Source organism: Hwangdonia sp. (assembly GCF_048381975.1).
Taxonomy (GTDB): domain Bacteria; phylum Bacteroidota; class Bacteroidia; order Flavobacteriales; family Flavobacteriaceae; genus Hwangdonia; species Hwangdonia seohaensis.
Genome location: NZ_JBLWYT010000002.1, coordinates 518,714 through 533,024, shown reverse-complemented (window position 1 = coordinate 533,024; position 14,311 = coordinate 518,714). Strand labels below are relative to the sequence as shown.

The following is a 14,311-nucleotide window of genomic DNA, read 5'->3' as shown; positions in this document are numbered from 1 at the left end:
ATCGTGATAAGCCAATGTCATGGCCGAACCCGTAACGGATGTTTCGGTATGCGTGTTGGCCACGTATGGCCCAATATGGTTAAGCAGTTTGTCTTCTATGGATTCGTACAGTCTTCCGCTAGCGGTCCAATCGGCATAAATTATTTTCTTTTTGCCGTATGGCGATTCAAACTCTTGGTTTATGCCAATAATTTCTTCTCTAAAAGGCTTGAAATAAGCCTCAAGATTGGATTTGCTTGCTTTCTTGCTTACAATGCTTTTAAGTGGATTGGCCATAAACTAAATACTTAAAAATAATAACAATAATACCAATTCATGCATGGAGCAATGCTACTTAAGTTACTTTGGTATTACCAAAACATGGCTTTTTATAATACTAAGCCAGCTTAAATTAACTCACGCTAACTTTAAATGCCATTTAATCTAGCCTTCTTTCGCCGCCAAATAACGTTCTGCATCTAAAGCTGCCATACAACCTGTTCCCGCAGCTGTAACCGCTTGTCGGTACACATGGTCTGCGGCATCACCAGATACAAAAACACCGTTTACATTTGTTTTTGATGTTCCTGGCACATTGATAATGTACCCCGTTTCATCTAGGTTTAAATAATCCTTAAAAATCTCGGTATTTGGAGTGTGTCCAATGGCTACAAAAAATCCTGTGGCTGGAATCTCGTGCTTTGCATTGGTTTTATTATTGAATACTCGTACACCTGTTACTACTTGTCCGTCACCTAAAACCTCATCGGTTTCCGTATTGAATAAAATCTCAATATTTTTGGTGTTTTTAACCCTTGCTTCCATAATTTTTGAGGCTCTAAACTCATCACGTCTTACCAGCATGGTTACTTTTGTACAGAGTTTAGACAGATAATGTGCTTCTTCGCAAGCAGAATCTCCGGCACCAACAATTACAACTTCTTGGTTTCTATAGAAAAACCCATCACATACCGCACATGCCGAAACGCCACCGCCTAGGTTTAAATATTTTTGTTCTGATTCTAAGCCTAAATACTTAGCTGATGCTCCTGTTGAAATAATTACGGTATCACAGTGAATTTCTTTTTCATCATTAACCCATACTTTATGCACATCGCCCGAAAAATCTACTTTAGTAATCCAGCCATCACGAACATCGGTATCAAAGCGTTCTGCTTGTTTTTGGAATTCAATCATCATTTCCGGCCCCGTTATGCCATCAGGATACCCTGGGTAATTTTCAACGTCGTTGGTGGTAGTTAATTGTCCACCAGGTTGTGTACCTTGGTATAAAACGGGTTTCATGTTAGCTCGTGCTGCATAAATGGCAGCTGTATAACCTGCAGGTCCAGACCCTATAATTAAGCATTTTACTTTTTCGATTGTATCAGACATATTTAAAAAATTTTAACAGGTACAAAAGTAGCTTTTTTGCCTCAATGCTTACACAGAAGTTATCAACAGTTTTTATTAAAAGATAGAGTAAGTTTATGAATTCAGCCAATTAAGTTGTAACCCATAAGAATAGTATCAATAAATTTAAATGCTTAATATTGCACTAAAATATTTTATATTGCCGAAACAATAAATTTTTGCCCAAACAAAACAACCTGCTTGACAACCAAATCGATTTACATTACAGTATTAATTTTAAGTGGATTATTCTTAAACTCACTTTATTCCCAAAACAACCAAGAATCAGAAACACATAAAAACAGTGGTTTTCTAGATTTTAATGGTTACTACGATTCTAGGCGTTTTAGCACCTTTACCATAAATGCATTAGCAAATTTATCTTATCGATTACAATATTTTTCTTTAACAAACTTCCAGGGCTCTGATAGCACCACAGATTTAAGCACGTTTTATACCGAACAAAATTTGAGATGGAAAATTAAGGGAAATTCGCCTTTGGATTTAACCGTACAATGGGTGGCTAGAACCGGAAATAATAATGACAATTTTAGATTGGGAGTTCGCTGGAAACTTAATGAAACAAATTATTTACAACCGTTTTTTAAAAAGCTCCATTTCGCATATTCTATAAATTTTCATCTCTTACAATTTACAACTAAAGCACCTTCAAAATTGCTACCGCAAATTGAACATGTTTATAGACTAAATTTGTTGCCATCGGTATTTAAAAACCGACTTTATTTAGGGGGCTTTGCCGATCAGAATATGGTTTATCAAGACAACGGAAACATATCATTTAAATGGGTTTCAGAACACCAGATTGGTTATAATATATGTAATTCTTTTTTTATAATATTGGAATATAGAATTAACGATTTTTTACCAAGTGATAATTACGGCCTTGGTTATGGATTAGAATATAAAATGACGTTTTAAAAAAGCTAAACAGTATGAAATCAATTTACATTTTCTTAATCACCCTACTTATTTCGACAAGCTTTTATAGCTGTGAGACCTCAAAAATAGAGGGAATAAATATAGGCTACATAGGCCCGCTATCGGTTAGGGCTACAGATTTAGGTATAGACCCATCTAAAGCCATGCAACTTGCTGTAGAGCAATACAATGAATCGCGCTTAACAAACGAGCCCAAGGTAAACTTGTTTATTGAAGATGATAAATGGGAAAGAGACAACGCTATTGCGGCGTACAAAAATTTACGGGATAAGCATAATATTGATGTTCTTTTTATTAGCAATACTGATGGAACCGTCGCCGTTCAAGATAAAATTATTGAAGATAAAGTTATACTGATTAACCCATTAAACAATGATAAACTACTGTCCTCATTAAACAAAAACACATTTAATATTGCAAAATCTACAGAAGAAGCCAATGGTCTTGTAGCAATTAGGCTTATTGAATTGGGCTATAAAAAGGTAGCGCTTTTTCAATATCCGAATGATTTTATGACACGGGGCGCCAACGAAGTAAAACGGCTTTTAGAAGACTATAATTTACGCCTAAATATTATCACAACAGACAAAGAGCAAGTCGATTTTACAAATCAGTTAAAAGCTTTAAAGGAAGATAATTATGATGCTTATGTTTTCTTTGGCTATAAAGAGTTTGGTTTTGCTATGAAACAAGCGAGAGAACTAGGGATAACCGCTCCGTTTTATGGGTCGACGGTTTTACTGGACCCCGAGTTTTACACAAATTCTGAAGGTGCTATTGTCGATACTGAATATCCATTCTTTACAATTTCGGATGGTAATTACATTTTGGCCAATGAATTTCTTACAGCATTTAAAAATAAGTTTGGCAAAAATCCAACTTCAATCTGGCCACCAATGCAGGCTTATGATGCGATGAATCTGGTTTTAACCCAATTGAGAAACATTAACAAAGACAAGGAAAAAGACCAACTCTTTGATGATTGGCTCAGAACGTCGCTATATCGTGTTCATTATTTTCAAGGCATTTGCGGAAACATTGCCATTACGAATGAGGGCGCATCAAAAGGAATTTATTTCTCATTATACAAATACGAGTCTAAAGAAAATCCAACGGTTAAAGTTAAACGATAGCACCGCTTTAGTATGAAAATAAAACAAAAATTAATTTTAGCCTTTAGTGTTTTAATATTGGTTTTACTCACTCAGATTATCCTGAATTACGTCATCACCTATCGAGCCAACCAAACCTACAGCACGCTTCAATCTAAAATAACGCCTGCAATAAACATTTTAACCAAATACGAATCTATAAATAAGGAATTAAACCTAATAACCAATAACAGACTAAATGGTAACGACCAAATAAACACTATTAATAGATTTAAAGGCATTATTGAGGTTGAACTTACACATATTAAAACAGAGCTGTATATTTTAAAAGAAGATTTACCCGAAACCGCTGTAGATAAAGCACTTATAGAGAAAGTAATTATTAATACAGATGCACTCATAGAAGCATCAAACAAAATAAACAACCTACTTAACAATCAGTTTAACAACCAAATAAATTTAAATAAAGTAAAAGAGATATGGGAAAATCATATCGACAATTTGTACGCCTCGTTAGATAGAGATATAAGGCAACTCAACATGAACTATAACCGTTCTTTTGAAACCTATAGCATAGAACTATCAAGAAATTTAAACTCGGTATCAAAAATCATTTTCGTTACAGGACTGGCAGGCATTATATTAGGGTTACTTATTACCATACAAGTAGTTTACTCTATTGCAAACCCTATCTTCAAGCTTAAAAAAGCAGCTTTAAAAATTAGTCAAGGTAAATTAAACGAGCAAATCCAAATTAAAGGCCATAGTGAACTGGCTGAGCTAGGAAGCTTGTTTAATAAAATGAGCGTGGCACTTAAAAAGAGTTTTAACGAGCAAGAGCAGCAAATTAATCAGATAAAATTGATGAACAAGGAACTCGAACAATTTGTATATGTGGCATCTCATGATTTACAAGAACCTTTAAGAACCATGTCTAGCTATATTGGATTGGTTGGAGAATTATATAAAACGCAATTAGATGATGAAGCCTTAAAATACATGAAACATGTTGAAGACGCATCGTTAAGAATGAAGACTTTAATAAAGGATTTATTGGATTACTCCCGATTAGGTAAAGAAAGACCAATAAAAAAGGTTGATTGCAATACATTGGTTAATAATATTTTATTGGATATTGAGCTGATAATTAACGAAACCAATGCAACCGTTACATCTGATAAATTACCGGTTATTAATGGTGTAGAATTTGAATTGAAGCAGCTGTTTCAAAACTTAATTAGTAATGGACTAAAATTTAGAAAGCAAGATACGCCACCACATATTGAAATAAGAGTTAAAGACCAACCCGATCATTGGTTGTTTTCTATCACCGATAATGGCATTGGAATGGACTCTAAACACTTTGAGAGAGTGTTTGTTATTTTTCAACGTTTGCACAATAAAGACGATTATAAAGGCACTGGAATTGGGCTATCCGTTTGTCAAAAAATTGTTGAGATGCACCAAGGTAAAATCTGGATTGAATCTGAACTAAATAAAGGGTCTACATTTTATTTCACTATATTTAAAAAAATAAAAAAAACATGAAAAAATTTAATTCTATTTTACTAATAGATGATGATAAGGCAACCAATGAATTCCATAAAATAATTATTGGTTTAGCAAATGTTACCGATACTGTTCATGCCGTTCAAAGCGGTCAGGAAGGATTGGATTACTTAACCTCTAAAGGATGTTACAACTCAAAGGAAAACTCATACCCTCAACCAGATTTAATTTTTCTTGATATCAATATGCCGGCCATGAATGGCTTCGAGTTTATTGAAGAATACGATAAGATTTCTGATGACCAAAAAGGAAAACACCTTATAATAATGTTAACGTCATCTTTAAACCCTGACGATAAAAATCTTGCAAATAAAACAACCCATATAAAAGACTTTTTAAGCAAACCACTTACAAAAGAGGTTGTTTTAAATTTAAGAGATAAATACGTATCAGAATTATAAATATGCTATTAACACGGTATTAATAAAGAATTTTAATTTAAAAAGCGTTTTATTCTTACAATTAATTCATCTGGGCTAAATGGCTTTGACATAAAATCGTTGGCTCCAAGTTTAAATGCTTTAAGCACCATTTGCTCTTGGCCCGCCGTTGAGAAAACAATAACCGGGGTTTCTTTTTTTAAATTGTTTCTTATATGACTTATTACCTCAAGTCCATCATTAAATGGCATCATAATATCTGTTAATATTAAATCTGGGCTTTGGTTTTCTATTAACGCCATGGCTTCTTTTCCATCTGATGCGGTAAACAACTCAAATCCTTCATTTTCTAATTTGAACTTTAGCAACAATAATAGTGTAGGGTTATCTTCTGCTAAAACAATTTTACGATTCGTCATATTCAATTAATTTAAGTTCAGTTTGCAATTCTTTTTTTATTTGACTAAAAATACTTAAAGTAGAGTTTACATGTTTATGAATGCGCTCTAAATTATTTTGATCTCTAAAATCACACTCTAATTCTAGCATGATGGGCTCAAGCGCAGAAGCGCCAAACATCCTAATACTGGAAATCATTTTATGAGTTACCTTAAACAGTATGGGCCAATTATATGTTTTTAACTCATTATTCATAACATCAATGTACTCATCAATACTCCCTAAAAACAACTCAATAAGTGTTTTATAAATGTCTTTATTATTTTTAGTGTCTTCTTTTAAGGGTTGTAAGTCTAAACATGGACGCTTTACTTTATTCATAATCAACATTAATACCTTAATATTTTCATTTATTAAATTGGGCTAATATAAAACCGATATCGATAAAATTCAATTTTTACCGTTAAAATATCTGTAATTGTAATTTTATTCTCTTTTTAGAAAGAGAAATAAAGCTTCAAAAAAATTAAGCACAAAAAAAAGCCGAACAAAGATGCTCAGCTTTTTAGTCGGGGTGGCAGGATTCGAACCTGCGACCTCCGCGTCCCAAACGCGGCGCGATAACCGGGCTACGCTACACCCCGAATTGGCTACCCCCTTTTTTTAAGGACTGCAAATATATGGCTTTTCTTTATAAACAAACAATAAATTTAAGTAAATTGTGGTTTCATTTAATATGTAAAATTATGAGTCGAAAACCTTTATATTTTATACTAACTTTCATTATTAGTTTTAACGCTTGCGCTCAAGACAAAAACCCTGTAAACACCGAGCATTCATACGAAACCGTTGTTTCCGATTTAAACAATCCTTGGGGGTTTGTTTTTTTGCCCGACGGCTCCATGCTTATAACCGAAAAATCCGGGAAACTAATCCATTTCAATAAAGGGGTAAAATCTATAATTTCCAGAATGCCTAAAATAGAAGTCCTTGGTCAAGGCGGTCTAATGGACATCGAATTGCATCCCAACTACAAAAACAATGGTTGGTTGTATTTGTCGTATGCCTCGTCAAACGATGATAACGACGGTGCCAACACAACCATAATGCGGGCAAAACTTAAAAATAATGTACTAACCAATAAAGAAGTGCTTTACAATGCGTTACCAAACACAACCCGCGGACAACATTTTGGGTCGCGAATTGTTTTTGACAACGATGGGTATCTCTATTTCACTATAGGAGACCGCGGGAATCGCGATGTAAACCCCCAAGATATTACCCGTGACGGTGGTAAAGTGTATCGATTAAAAGACGATGGAAGCATACCCATAAGCAATCCTTTTACCAACAAAGCCGGTGCCAAAAAAGCCATATATTCATACGGTCATCGCAATCCACAAGGCATGGTAAAACATCCTGAGACCGGTAAAATATGGACGCACGAACACGGTCCCAAAGGTGGCGACGAAATCAATATTATTGAAGCGGGCAAAAATTATGGCTGGCCCGTAATTAGCTACGGCATAAATTACAGCGGCACTAAATTTACCGAGCTTACCGAAGCTCCGGGTATGGAGCAGCCCATACATCATTGGACACCTTCCATTGCGCCCAGTGGTATGGCGTTTATAACCAGCGACATTTACCCCAATTGGAAAGGCAACCTTTTAGTAGGCTCTTTAAAATTTCAGTACCTTAACAGGTGTGTTATTAAAAACAATGCGGTTGTTAAACAAGACCGCCTATTGGATGACATTGGTCGCGTGCGCAGTGTACGCCAAGGTCCAGACGGCTATATTTATGTTGGGGTTGAAAATGTTGGCATAGTTAAAATAATTCCGAAGAAATAATCTTAGATTTGTGTGATGCTAAATAACCTCTAAAATGATGGATAACAAATTTGGATTTTATTTGGTTTTATTAAAGTTTATAAACATTTTTTAGATGCTAATAATAGGAATTGCAGGCGGAACAGGCTGTGGAAAAACAACGGTTGTCAATCAAATTTTAAAAGAACTTCCCGAAGGTGAAGTTGGTGTTATTTCGCAAGATTCATATTATAAAGATACCACACATTTAACTTACGAAGAACGCGTTAAAATAAATTTCGACCACCCAAGATCCATCGATTTTGATTTATTGGTTAATCATTTAAAAGAACTAAAAACAGGCAAACCCATACACCAACCGGTATATTCGTTTGTAAAACATAACAGAACGGGCGATACCATTTTAACGCACCCAAGAAAAGTTATGATTGTTGAAGGCATTTTAATACTTACAAACCCAGAATTGCGGGATATGTTCGATATTAAAATATTTGTGCACGCCGATACCGACGAACGTTTAATTCGCAGATTAAAACGCGATATTTCCGAGCGCGGTAGAGATATAAACGAAGTGCTTTTGCGTTATCAAAACACCTTAAAACCCATGCACGATCAGTTTATAGAACCCATGAAAGAGTACGCAGATATTATCATTCCAAACAATAAATACAATACCGTTGCCGTAGATATTGTTAAAACCATTATTAACGAAAAACTGTAAATGGCACAATTCAAAAAAAATAAATACTTAAAACCTTTTAAAAATTGGTTTATACTCATTCTTGTGGTTTTTGCGGTTTGGATGCTGTTTTTCGATACCAATTCGTGGCTCATTCATCATGAATTAAATTCAGATATTGAAGCTTTGGAGAATGAAAAAAAATACTATAAACGAGAAATTGAAAAAGATAAAAAAGCCATTAAAAAATTAAGCACTGAAGAAGGCATGGAAAAATTTGCTAGGGAATCCTATTACATGAAAAAGGATGATGAGGAAATTTTTATTATTGAATACGAAGACAGTTTAAAAACAAAAAAAGATGACTAAGCGTTTGTTTGATGGTTTCAACTCGGTGTCGGCAAAGCAATGGAAACAAAAAATTCAAGTCGATTTAAAAGGCGCCGATTATAACGATACCCTTATTTGGAATTCCAACGAAGGCATTGCGGTAAAACCGTTTTATCATGCCGATGATTTTGATGAGTTCCCAAAACCATCAAACACCAAAGCCACACAATGGAATATCTGCCAAACTATTTTTGTTGCCGATGTTGAAAAATCAAATCTAAAGGCTATTGATGCTATTGAAAGAGGCGCAGAAAGCATCAAATTTATTATTCCGAATGATTCCGTTTCAATTGAAGGTTTATTGAAAAATATCAACCTTACTTCTACCCTTTTCTATTTCGATTTACAGTTTTTAAATAACGACTATGTTAAACAACTTTCTGTCATTCCTGCGAAGGCGGGAATCCACATTCAAACAGATATCATAGGACATCTAGCCAAATCTGGCAACTGGTTTAACAATTTAAAAGACGACCACAAGCATTTTGAATCTATCGTAAAAAACACCAATACGTTTAGCGTAGATGCATCGTTGTATCAAAACGCAGGTGCCAATATGGTGCAACAACTGGCTTATGGTTTAGCCCATGCCAACGCGTATTTGAATCATCTTGAAAACATTATTGATAACGAAAAAAAATCAACGTTCAATGCTATCTTCCAAGTGTCGGTTGGCACCAATTATTTTTTCGAAATCGCAAAACTCAGAGCGCTAAGAACACTATGGAATACATTAGCTTCAGAATATAATATCAACCCAAATTGCAACATCATTGCAGTTCCAACAAAACGCAACAAAACGCTTTACGATTACAACACCAACATGTTGCGCACCACAACCGAGTGCATGAGTGCTGTTTTAGGTGGCGCCAATACCATTTGCAACTTGCCTTACGATGCCATATATCATAAAAACAACGAATTTGGCGAGCGTATTGCCCGAAATCAATTGCTAATTTTAAAGCACGAAAGTTATTTTGATAAAGTAAACAATCCTGCCGATGGTACTTATTATATTGAAAGTTTAACCCATCAGCTTGCCGAAAAAGCTTTAGAATTATTTAAGGATATTGAGGCCAACGGCGGCTTTTTAAAACAATTGAAAGAAGGCACCATTCAACGGAAAATAAAGGAAAGCGCCAACAAAGAACAACAGCAATTTAATGCTGGCGAAGAAGTGTTATTGGGAAGCAACAAACACCCCAATACCAACGATAAAATGAAGGACGAACTGGAATTATATCCGTTTGTAAAAACCAAGTCGAGAAAAACATTGATCCAGCCTATTGTTGAAAAACGACTTGCCGAAAGCTTAGAACAAATCCGATTAAAAACCGAATAATTTTAAATTTTATTACACCCATGAAAACACCATTTTTTAAACTTTTTGTAATCGCATTAACTTTTGGCTTGATGAGTTGTAAAAATGAAAATACACTGCAAGAATACAAATTTGCCGACAAAGGCTTGGTTTTAAGTTGCAAAAACGTAAACTCCAAATTATACAGCGAAGCCCTATTTGCTTTTGAAGATGATATTTTAAAGTATTATGGTAAAAACAACCCAAACGCCTCGTTAGTTCAGGCTTACGGTCAGTTTATTAGAAACGCCATTTACGGCAGGTTAAAATACGAAGACATCGTTTCGCCACATACCGTTAAGGTTTTTGAAACCCTAAAAAACGAGAACGATTTGTGGGATGCCAACAACCCAGAAAGCTATTTAAACTATAACGGTGCTTTGGTAAAATGCATTGCTATAAATATGCAAAACCCAGATTTAAGAGCCACTTTTAATTCGTTATTAAAAGTAAACAGCATGAGCCCGAAACCTTTTGGCGCACCGTTAATGTCTAATTACAGACATGCGTTAAGCGATAAATACTTGGCAGCTTACATCGCTTTCGATTTGTATTATGCGAAGCTGTTTAATAAAGATTTCTCAAGCGCCAATGCTGAAAAACCCGTGCAAAAAGTAGATTTTAACAAAACGCCACAATAAAAAAATTGGGTAAACCAAAATGTCTAGAAAAAACCTCCAACATATTACAATTAAGACAGCGGCCAAAAGCCAAAAGCCAATGGCCCATAGCTCGTTTTTAACCGCTGAAGATATTCCTGTAAAATCAACCTATTCAAAAGACGATTTGCAACATATCGAGCATCTTAATTTTGTTGCGGGCATAGCACCAAATCTTCGTGGACCGTACAGCACCATGTTTGTACGCAGACCGTGGACCATTAGGCAATACGCTGGATTTTCTACAGCCGAAGAAAGCAATGCGTTTTACAGACGCAATTTGGAAGCGGGACAAAAAGGCTTATCGGTGGCATTTGATTTGGCAACACATCGCGGTTACGATTCCGACCACGAACGAGTAGTTGGCGATGTTGGAAAAGCTGGAGTTGCCATTGATTCGGTTGAAGATATGAAAGTACTTTTCAACCAAATTCCACTCGATAAAATGTCGGTTTCAATGACAATGAACGGTGCCGTTTTACCCATTATGGCATTTTACATTGTTGCCGCCGAAGAACAAGGCGTGAAGCCGGAACAATTGGCAGGCACCATTCAAAATGATATTTTAAAGGAATTTATGGTGCGCAATACCTATATTTATCCGCCAACACCTTCCATGAAAATCATTTCTGATATTTTTGAATTTACCAGTAAAAACATGCCAAAATTCAACAGTATCAGCATCTCGGGTTACCACATGCAAGAGGCTGGTGCGACCTGCGATATCGAACTCGCTTACACCTTGGCCGATGGATTGGAATACATTAGAAAAGGATTGGACGCCGGCATGGACATCGATACCTTTGCCCCGCGCCTATCTTTCTTTTGGGCGATTGGCATGAATCATTTTATGGAAATTGCCAAAATGCGTGCGGCTCGTATGCTGTGGGCGAAATTGGTAAAACAATTCCATCCGAAGAATGAAAAATCACTGGCCCTACGCACCCATTGCCAAACTTCGGGTTGGAGTTTAACCGAGCAAGACCCATTTAATAACGTAGCTCGAACCACCATTGAAGCGGCTGCGGCGGCTTTTGGCGGCACACAAAGTTTACACACCAATGCCTTGGACGAAGCCATTGCCTTACCAACCGATTTTTCGGCTCGAATTGCCAGAAATACACAAATATTTCTACAGGAAGAAACTAAAATCACCAAAACAGTCGACCCTTGGGCGGGTAGTTTTTATGTTGAAAAATTAACACATGACATCGCCCAAAAAGCCTGGGCTTTAATTGAAGAAGTGGAAGCCTTGGGCGGCATGACCAAAGCCATTGAAGCGGGCATTCCTAAAATAAGAATTGAACAAGCCGCGGCACGCAAACAAGCGCGGATTGACTCTGGACAAGATATCATTGTTGGCGTTAACAAATACAGGCTCAAGGAAGAAGCGCCAATACAAACTTTAGAAGTCGACAACCAAACGGTTCGTAATCAACAAATAGACAGTTTAAATAAGCTAAAAGCCGAAAGAAATAACGATAAAGTAAAAAGGGCTTTGTCGAAATTAACCGAAGCAGCAAAATTTTCCTTAAATTCGATAGATTCAAATACTAAAGATAATCAAGAAATAAATTCAAAAGACCCCCACTTTCGTGAGGATCACAATTTGCTAGCTTTAGCTGTTCAAGCAGCTCGCGAACGCGCGACTTTAGGCGAAATCAGTGATGCTTTGGAAGTTATTTTCGGACGTTATAAGGCGCAAATAAAATCCTTTTCCGGTGTGTATAGTAAAGAAATAAAAAACGATAATAGCTTTAATAAAGCAAAAGAATTGGCCGATATTTTTGCCGAACAAGATGGGCGACGACCTCGCATAATGATTGCAAAAATGGGACAGGACGGTCACGACCGAGGTGCCAAGGTAGTAGCCACCGGATATGCCGATGTGGGTTTTGATGTCGATATTGGCCCCTTATTTCAAACACCACAGGAAGCTGCCAAACAAGCCGTGGAAAACGATGTGCATATTTTAGGGGTTTCCTCGCTTGCTGCGGGACACAAAACATTGGTACCGCAAGTTATTGAAGCTTTAAAAGCTTACGGTCGCGACGATATTATGGTGATTGTTGGTGGCGTCATACCCAAACAAGATTACCAATATTTATTTGACGCGGGTGCTGTAGCTGTTTTTGGCCCAGGCACAAAAATTAGCGATGCCGCGATTAAGATTTTGGAGATTTTGATTGATTAGTGGATGTTGATCCTTATAGGAAAAACAACTTAAGTTTTTTAGCGGCTGATATAAAATACCAATGCTTAGTAAAGTCGAAGCATTAAACGAACCATCGATTAGCATAGACTAAACATTAGTTATATTTCTCAAACGCTCAAAAAAATGGACACTTTAAAAGTATCAATACTAACAATCTTTATTATATTCTTAAGTTGTAATAAAGAAAAAGAATCTTCAAAAAAACAATGGTACAAAGGCAATCTCCACACCCATTCGTATTGGAGCGATGGCGATGAATTTCCCGAGGTTATTATGGATTGGTACAAAAGCAACGGCTACCAATTTGTGGCTTTAACCGATCATAATACATTGGCTGAAGGCGAAAAATGGAAAACCATTTCAAAGGATTCCATCTATCAAAACGCCTTTAAAAATTATTTGAATACCTATGGATCCGATTGGGTTACCTATAAAGTGGATTCGCTAAACAGAACCCAAGTTAAACTAAAAACCTACGAGGAATACCGACCTAAATATGAAGAAGACGGAAAATTTTTAATCATACAATCTGAAGAAATAACAGACGCTTATAACGGCAAACCCATACACATTAATGCTACTAATGTTAAAAGAAAAATAGACCCACAAGGCGGGAATAGCGTTTTGGAAGTGATGCAAAACAACTTGGATGAAGTCGCCAAACACAAGAAAGAATTCGGCACCCCGATAATAGCACATATCAACCACCCCAATTTTGGCTATGCCATTGGTCTTGAAGATATGATAGCTTTAAAAAACGAACAGTTTTTTGAGGTGTACAACGGGCATCCGGCAGTTAACAATTCTGGAAACGACGAGCATATATCGACCGAGTTGATGTGGGATTATATCAACATCGCCTATTTGGAAAACAACAAACCCATAATGTATGGGCTTGCTACCGACGATTCGCACCATTACCACAGAAAAGGCAGCAATTGGAGTAATGCCGGAAGAGGCTGGATTATGGTACAAGCGGATACCCTTAGTGCCAAATCGTTAATAAACGCTATGGAAGCCGGACAGTTTTATGCGAGTACCGGCGTAACGTTAAACGACTTGACTTTTGAGAACAACACCCTTTCCGTCGCCGTTAAAACGTATGAAAACACAACTTACAAAATCGATTTTATTGGATGCAAAAAAGGACAAGGCGAGCCTAAAGTATTTGCTTCATTTGAAAGCGATAAAGCCAGTTTTGGATTATCAAACGACATGCTTTATGTGCGATGTAAAATAACATCTTCAAAATTACACCAAAACCCTATTGAAGATTTATTGTTTGAAAAAGCTTGGACCCAACCTTATATTTTTACCGAATAAAAAAGAACCTGTCTAATAAGTCTTTTGAATTTAATTTGTCA

Annotated in this window: 14 protein-coding genes, 1 tRNA gene and 1 pseudogene; 11 read left to right on the top strand and 5 right to left on the bottom strand. The window is 36.2% G+C overall.

Going from position 1 to position 14,311, the window contains the following annotated elements; all coding sequences use genetic code 11:
• Nucleotides 1-276: pseudogene (locus tag ACN5J7_RS06245) on the bottom strand (selenocysteine lyase); the annotation flags it as partial.
• 147 nt (nucleotides 277-423) lie between these two features.
• Nucleotides 424-1,374, bottom strand: coding sequence for a thioredoxin-disulfide reductase (trxB, locus tag ACN5J7_RS06240; protein ID WP_311942286.1), 951 nt, complete (start codon nucleotides 1,372-1,374; stop codon nucleotides 424-426).
• 219 nt (nucleotides 1,375-1,593) lie between these two features.
• Between trxB and ACN5J7_RS06235 the strand changes: the two genes are divergently transcribed.
• The 4 genes from ACN5J7_RS06235 to ACN5J7_RS06220 are packed head-to-tail and all read left to right on the top strand — an operon-like array spanning nucleotide 1,594 to nucleotide 5,434.
• Nucleotides 1,594-2,331, top strand: a complete 738-nt coding sequence (locus tag ACN5J7_RS06235) for a hypothetical protein (RefSeq protein ID WP_418603230.1) — start codon at nucleotides 1,594-1,596, stop codon at nucleotides 2,329-2,331.
• A gap of 14 nt (nucleotides 2,332-2,345) precedes the next feature.
• Nucleotides 2,346-3,485: an ABC transporter substrate-binding protein gene (locus ACN5J7_RS06230; RefSeq protein WP_418603229.1), complete on the top strand. Its 1,140-nt coding sequence runs from the start codon at nucleotides 2,346-2,348 to the stop codon at nucleotides 3,483-3,485.
• Between the two features lie 12 nt (nucleotides 3,486-3,497).
• Nucleotides 3,498-5,012, top strand: coding sequence for an ATP-binding protein (locus tag ACN5J7_RS06225; protein ID WP_418603228.1), 1,515 nt, complete (start codon nucleotides 3,498-3,500; stop codon nucleotides 5,010-5,012).
• Nucleotides 5,009-5,434, top strand: a complete 426-nt coding sequence (locus tag ACN5J7_RS06220; protein WP_418603227.1) for a response regulator — start codon at nucleotides 5,009-5,011, stop codon at nucleotides 5,432-5,434. Before ACN5J7_RS06225 ends, ACN5J7_RS06220 begins: the two co-directional genes overlap by 4 nt.
• Before the next feature lie 32 nt (nucleotides 5,435-5,466).
• Here the strand turns inward: ACN5J7_RS06220 and ACN5J7_RS06215 are convergent, their stop codons facing one another.
• The 3 genes from ACN5J7_RS06215 to ACN5J7_RS06205 all read right to left on the bottom strand — a co-directional run bounded on the left by ACN5J7_RS06215 (nucleotide 5,467) and on the right by ACN5J7_RS06205 (nucleotide 6,456).
• Complete coding sequence (locus ACN5J7_RS06215) at nucleotides 5,467-5,832, bottom strand: response regulator (RefSeq protein ID WP_418603226.1); 366 nt, start codon at nucleotides 5,830-5,832, stop codon at nucleotides 5,467-5,469.
• The gene (locus tag ACN5J7_RS06210; protein WP_418603225.1) at nucleotides 5,819-6,193 is read right to left on the bottom strand and encodes an Hpt domain-containing protein; all 375 of its coding nucleotides are present in this window, start codon (nucleotides 6,191-6,193) and stop codon (nucleotides 5,819-5,821) included. The genes ACN5J7_RS06215 and ACN5J7_RS06210 overlap by 14 nt, the downstream gene beginning before the upstream one ends.
• Before the next feature lie 188 nt (nucleotides 6,194-6,381).
• Nucleotides 6,382-6,456: transfer RNA gene (locus tag ACN5J7_RS06205), tRNA-Pro, on the bottom strand.
• 102 nt (nucleotides 6,457-6,558) lie between these two features.
• Between ACN5J7_RS06205 and ACN5J7_RS06200 the strand changes: the two genes are divergently transcribed.
• The 7 genes from ACN5J7_RS06200 (at nucleotide 6,559) to ACN5J7_RS06170 (ending at nucleotide 14,270) form a co-directional block, all read left to right on the top strand.
• On the top strand, nucleotides 6,559-7,665 hold the full coding sequence (locus ACN5J7_RS06200; protein ID WP_418603224.1) for a PQQ-dependent sugar dehydrogenase: 1,107 nt from the start codon (nucleotides 6,559-6,561) through the stop codon (nucleotides 7,663-7,665).
• 94 nt (nucleotides 7,666-7,759) lie between these two features.
• Nucleotides 7,760-8,365 carry a uridine kinase gene (gene udk, locus ACN5J7_RS06195; RefSeq protein WP_418603223.1) on the top strand — a complete coding sequence of 202 codons (606 nt, stop codon included), beginning with the start codon at nucleotides 7,760-7,762 and terminating at the stop codon, nucleotides 8,363-8,365.
• Complete coding sequence (locus ACN5J7_RS06190) at nucleotides 8,366-8,692, top strand: FtsB family cell division protein (protein ID WP_311942274.1); 327 nt, start codon at nucleotides 8,366-8,368, stop codon at nucleotides 8,690-8,692.
• Nucleotides 8,685-10,055, top strand: a complete 1,371-nt coding sequence (locus ACN5J7_RS06185; RefSeq protein ID WP_418603222.1) for a methylmalonyl-CoA mutase subunit beta — start codon at nucleotides 8,685-8,687, stop codon at nucleotides 10,053-10,055. Before ACN5J7_RS06190 ends, ACN5J7_RS06185 begins: the two co-directional genes overlap by 8 nt.
• A gap of 20 nt (nucleotides 10,056-10,075) precedes the next feature.
• Nucleotides 10,076-10,714, top strand: coding sequence for a hypothetical protein (locus tag ACN5J7_RS06180; protein ID WP_418603221.1), 639 nt, complete (start codon nucleotides 10,076-10,078; stop codon nucleotides 10,712-10,714).
• Nucleotides 10,715-10,733: 19 nt separating this feature from the next.
• Nucleotides 10,734-12,926, top strand: coding sequence for a methylmalonyl-CoA mutase (gene scpA, locus ACN5J7_RS06175; RefSeq protein WP_418603220.1), 2,193 nt, complete (start codon nucleotides 10,734-10,736; stop codon nucleotides 12,924-12,926).
• Between the two features lie 144 nt (nucleotides 12,927-13,070).
• Nucleotides 13,071-14,270: a PHP domain-containing protein gene (locus ACN5J7_RS06170; protein ID WP_418603219.1), complete on the top strand. Its 1,200-nt coding sequence runs from the start codon at nucleotides 13,071-13,073 to the stop codon at nucleotides 14,268-14,270.
• Nucleotides 14,271-14,311 lie beyond the last annotated feature (41 nt).

Excerpts from the sequence above, each read along its gene's own strand:
- trxB (WP_311942286.1), bottom strand. The coding sequence starts at position 1,374 with ATGTCTGATACAATCGAAAAAGTAAAATGCTTAATTATAGGGTCTGGA.
- ACN5J7_RS06185 (WP_418603222.1), top strand. The coding sequence starts at position 8,685 with ATGACTAAGCGTTTGTTTGATGGTTTCAACTCGGTGTCGGCAAAGCAA.
- scpA (WP_418603220.1), top strand. The coding sequence starts at position 10,734 with ATGTCTAGAAAAAACCTCCAACATATTACAATTAAGACAGCGGCCAAA.
- ACN5J7_RS06215 (WP_418603226.1), bottom strand. The coding sequence starts at position 5,832 with ATGACGAATCGTAAAATTGTTTTAGCAGAAGATAACCCTACACTATTA.
- ACN5J7_RS06230 (WP_418603229.1), top strand. The coding sequence starts at position 2,346 with ATGAAATCAATTTACATTTTCTTAATCACCCTACTTATTTCGACAAGC.
- udk (WP_418603223.1), top strand. The coding sequence starts at position 7,760 with ATGCTAATAATAGGAATTGCAGGCGGAACAGGCTGTGGAAAAACAACG.
- ACN5J7_RS06210 (WP_418603225.1), bottom strand. The coding sequence starts at position 6,193 with ATGAATAAAGTAAAGCGTCCATGTTTAGACTTACAACCCTTAAAAGAA.
- ACN5J7_RS06225 (WP_418603228.1), top strand. The coding sequence starts at position 3,498 with ATGAAAATAAAACAAAAATTAATTTTAGCCTTTAGTGTTTTAATATTG.
- ACN5J7_RS06200 (WP_418603224.1), top strand. The coding sequence starts at position 6,559 with ATGAGTCGAAAACCTTTATATTTTATACTAACTTTCATTATTAGTTTT.
- ACN5J7_RS06190 (WP_311942274.1), top strand. The coding sequence starts at position 8,366 with ATGGCACAATTCAAAAAAAATAAATACTTAAAACCTTTTAAAAATTGG.
- ACN5J7_RS06170 (WP_418603219.1), top strand. The coding sequence starts at position 13,071 with ATGGACACTTTAAAAGTATCAATACTAACAATCTTTATTATATTCTTA.
- ACN5J7_RS06180 (WP_418603221.1), top strand. The coding sequence starts at position 10,076 with ATGAAAACACCATTTTTTAAACTTTTTGTAATCGCATTAACTTTTGGC.
- ACN5J7_RS06220 (WP_418603227.1), top strand. The coding sequence starts at position 5,009 with ATGAAAAAATTTAATTCTATTTTACTAATAGATGATGATAAGGCAACC.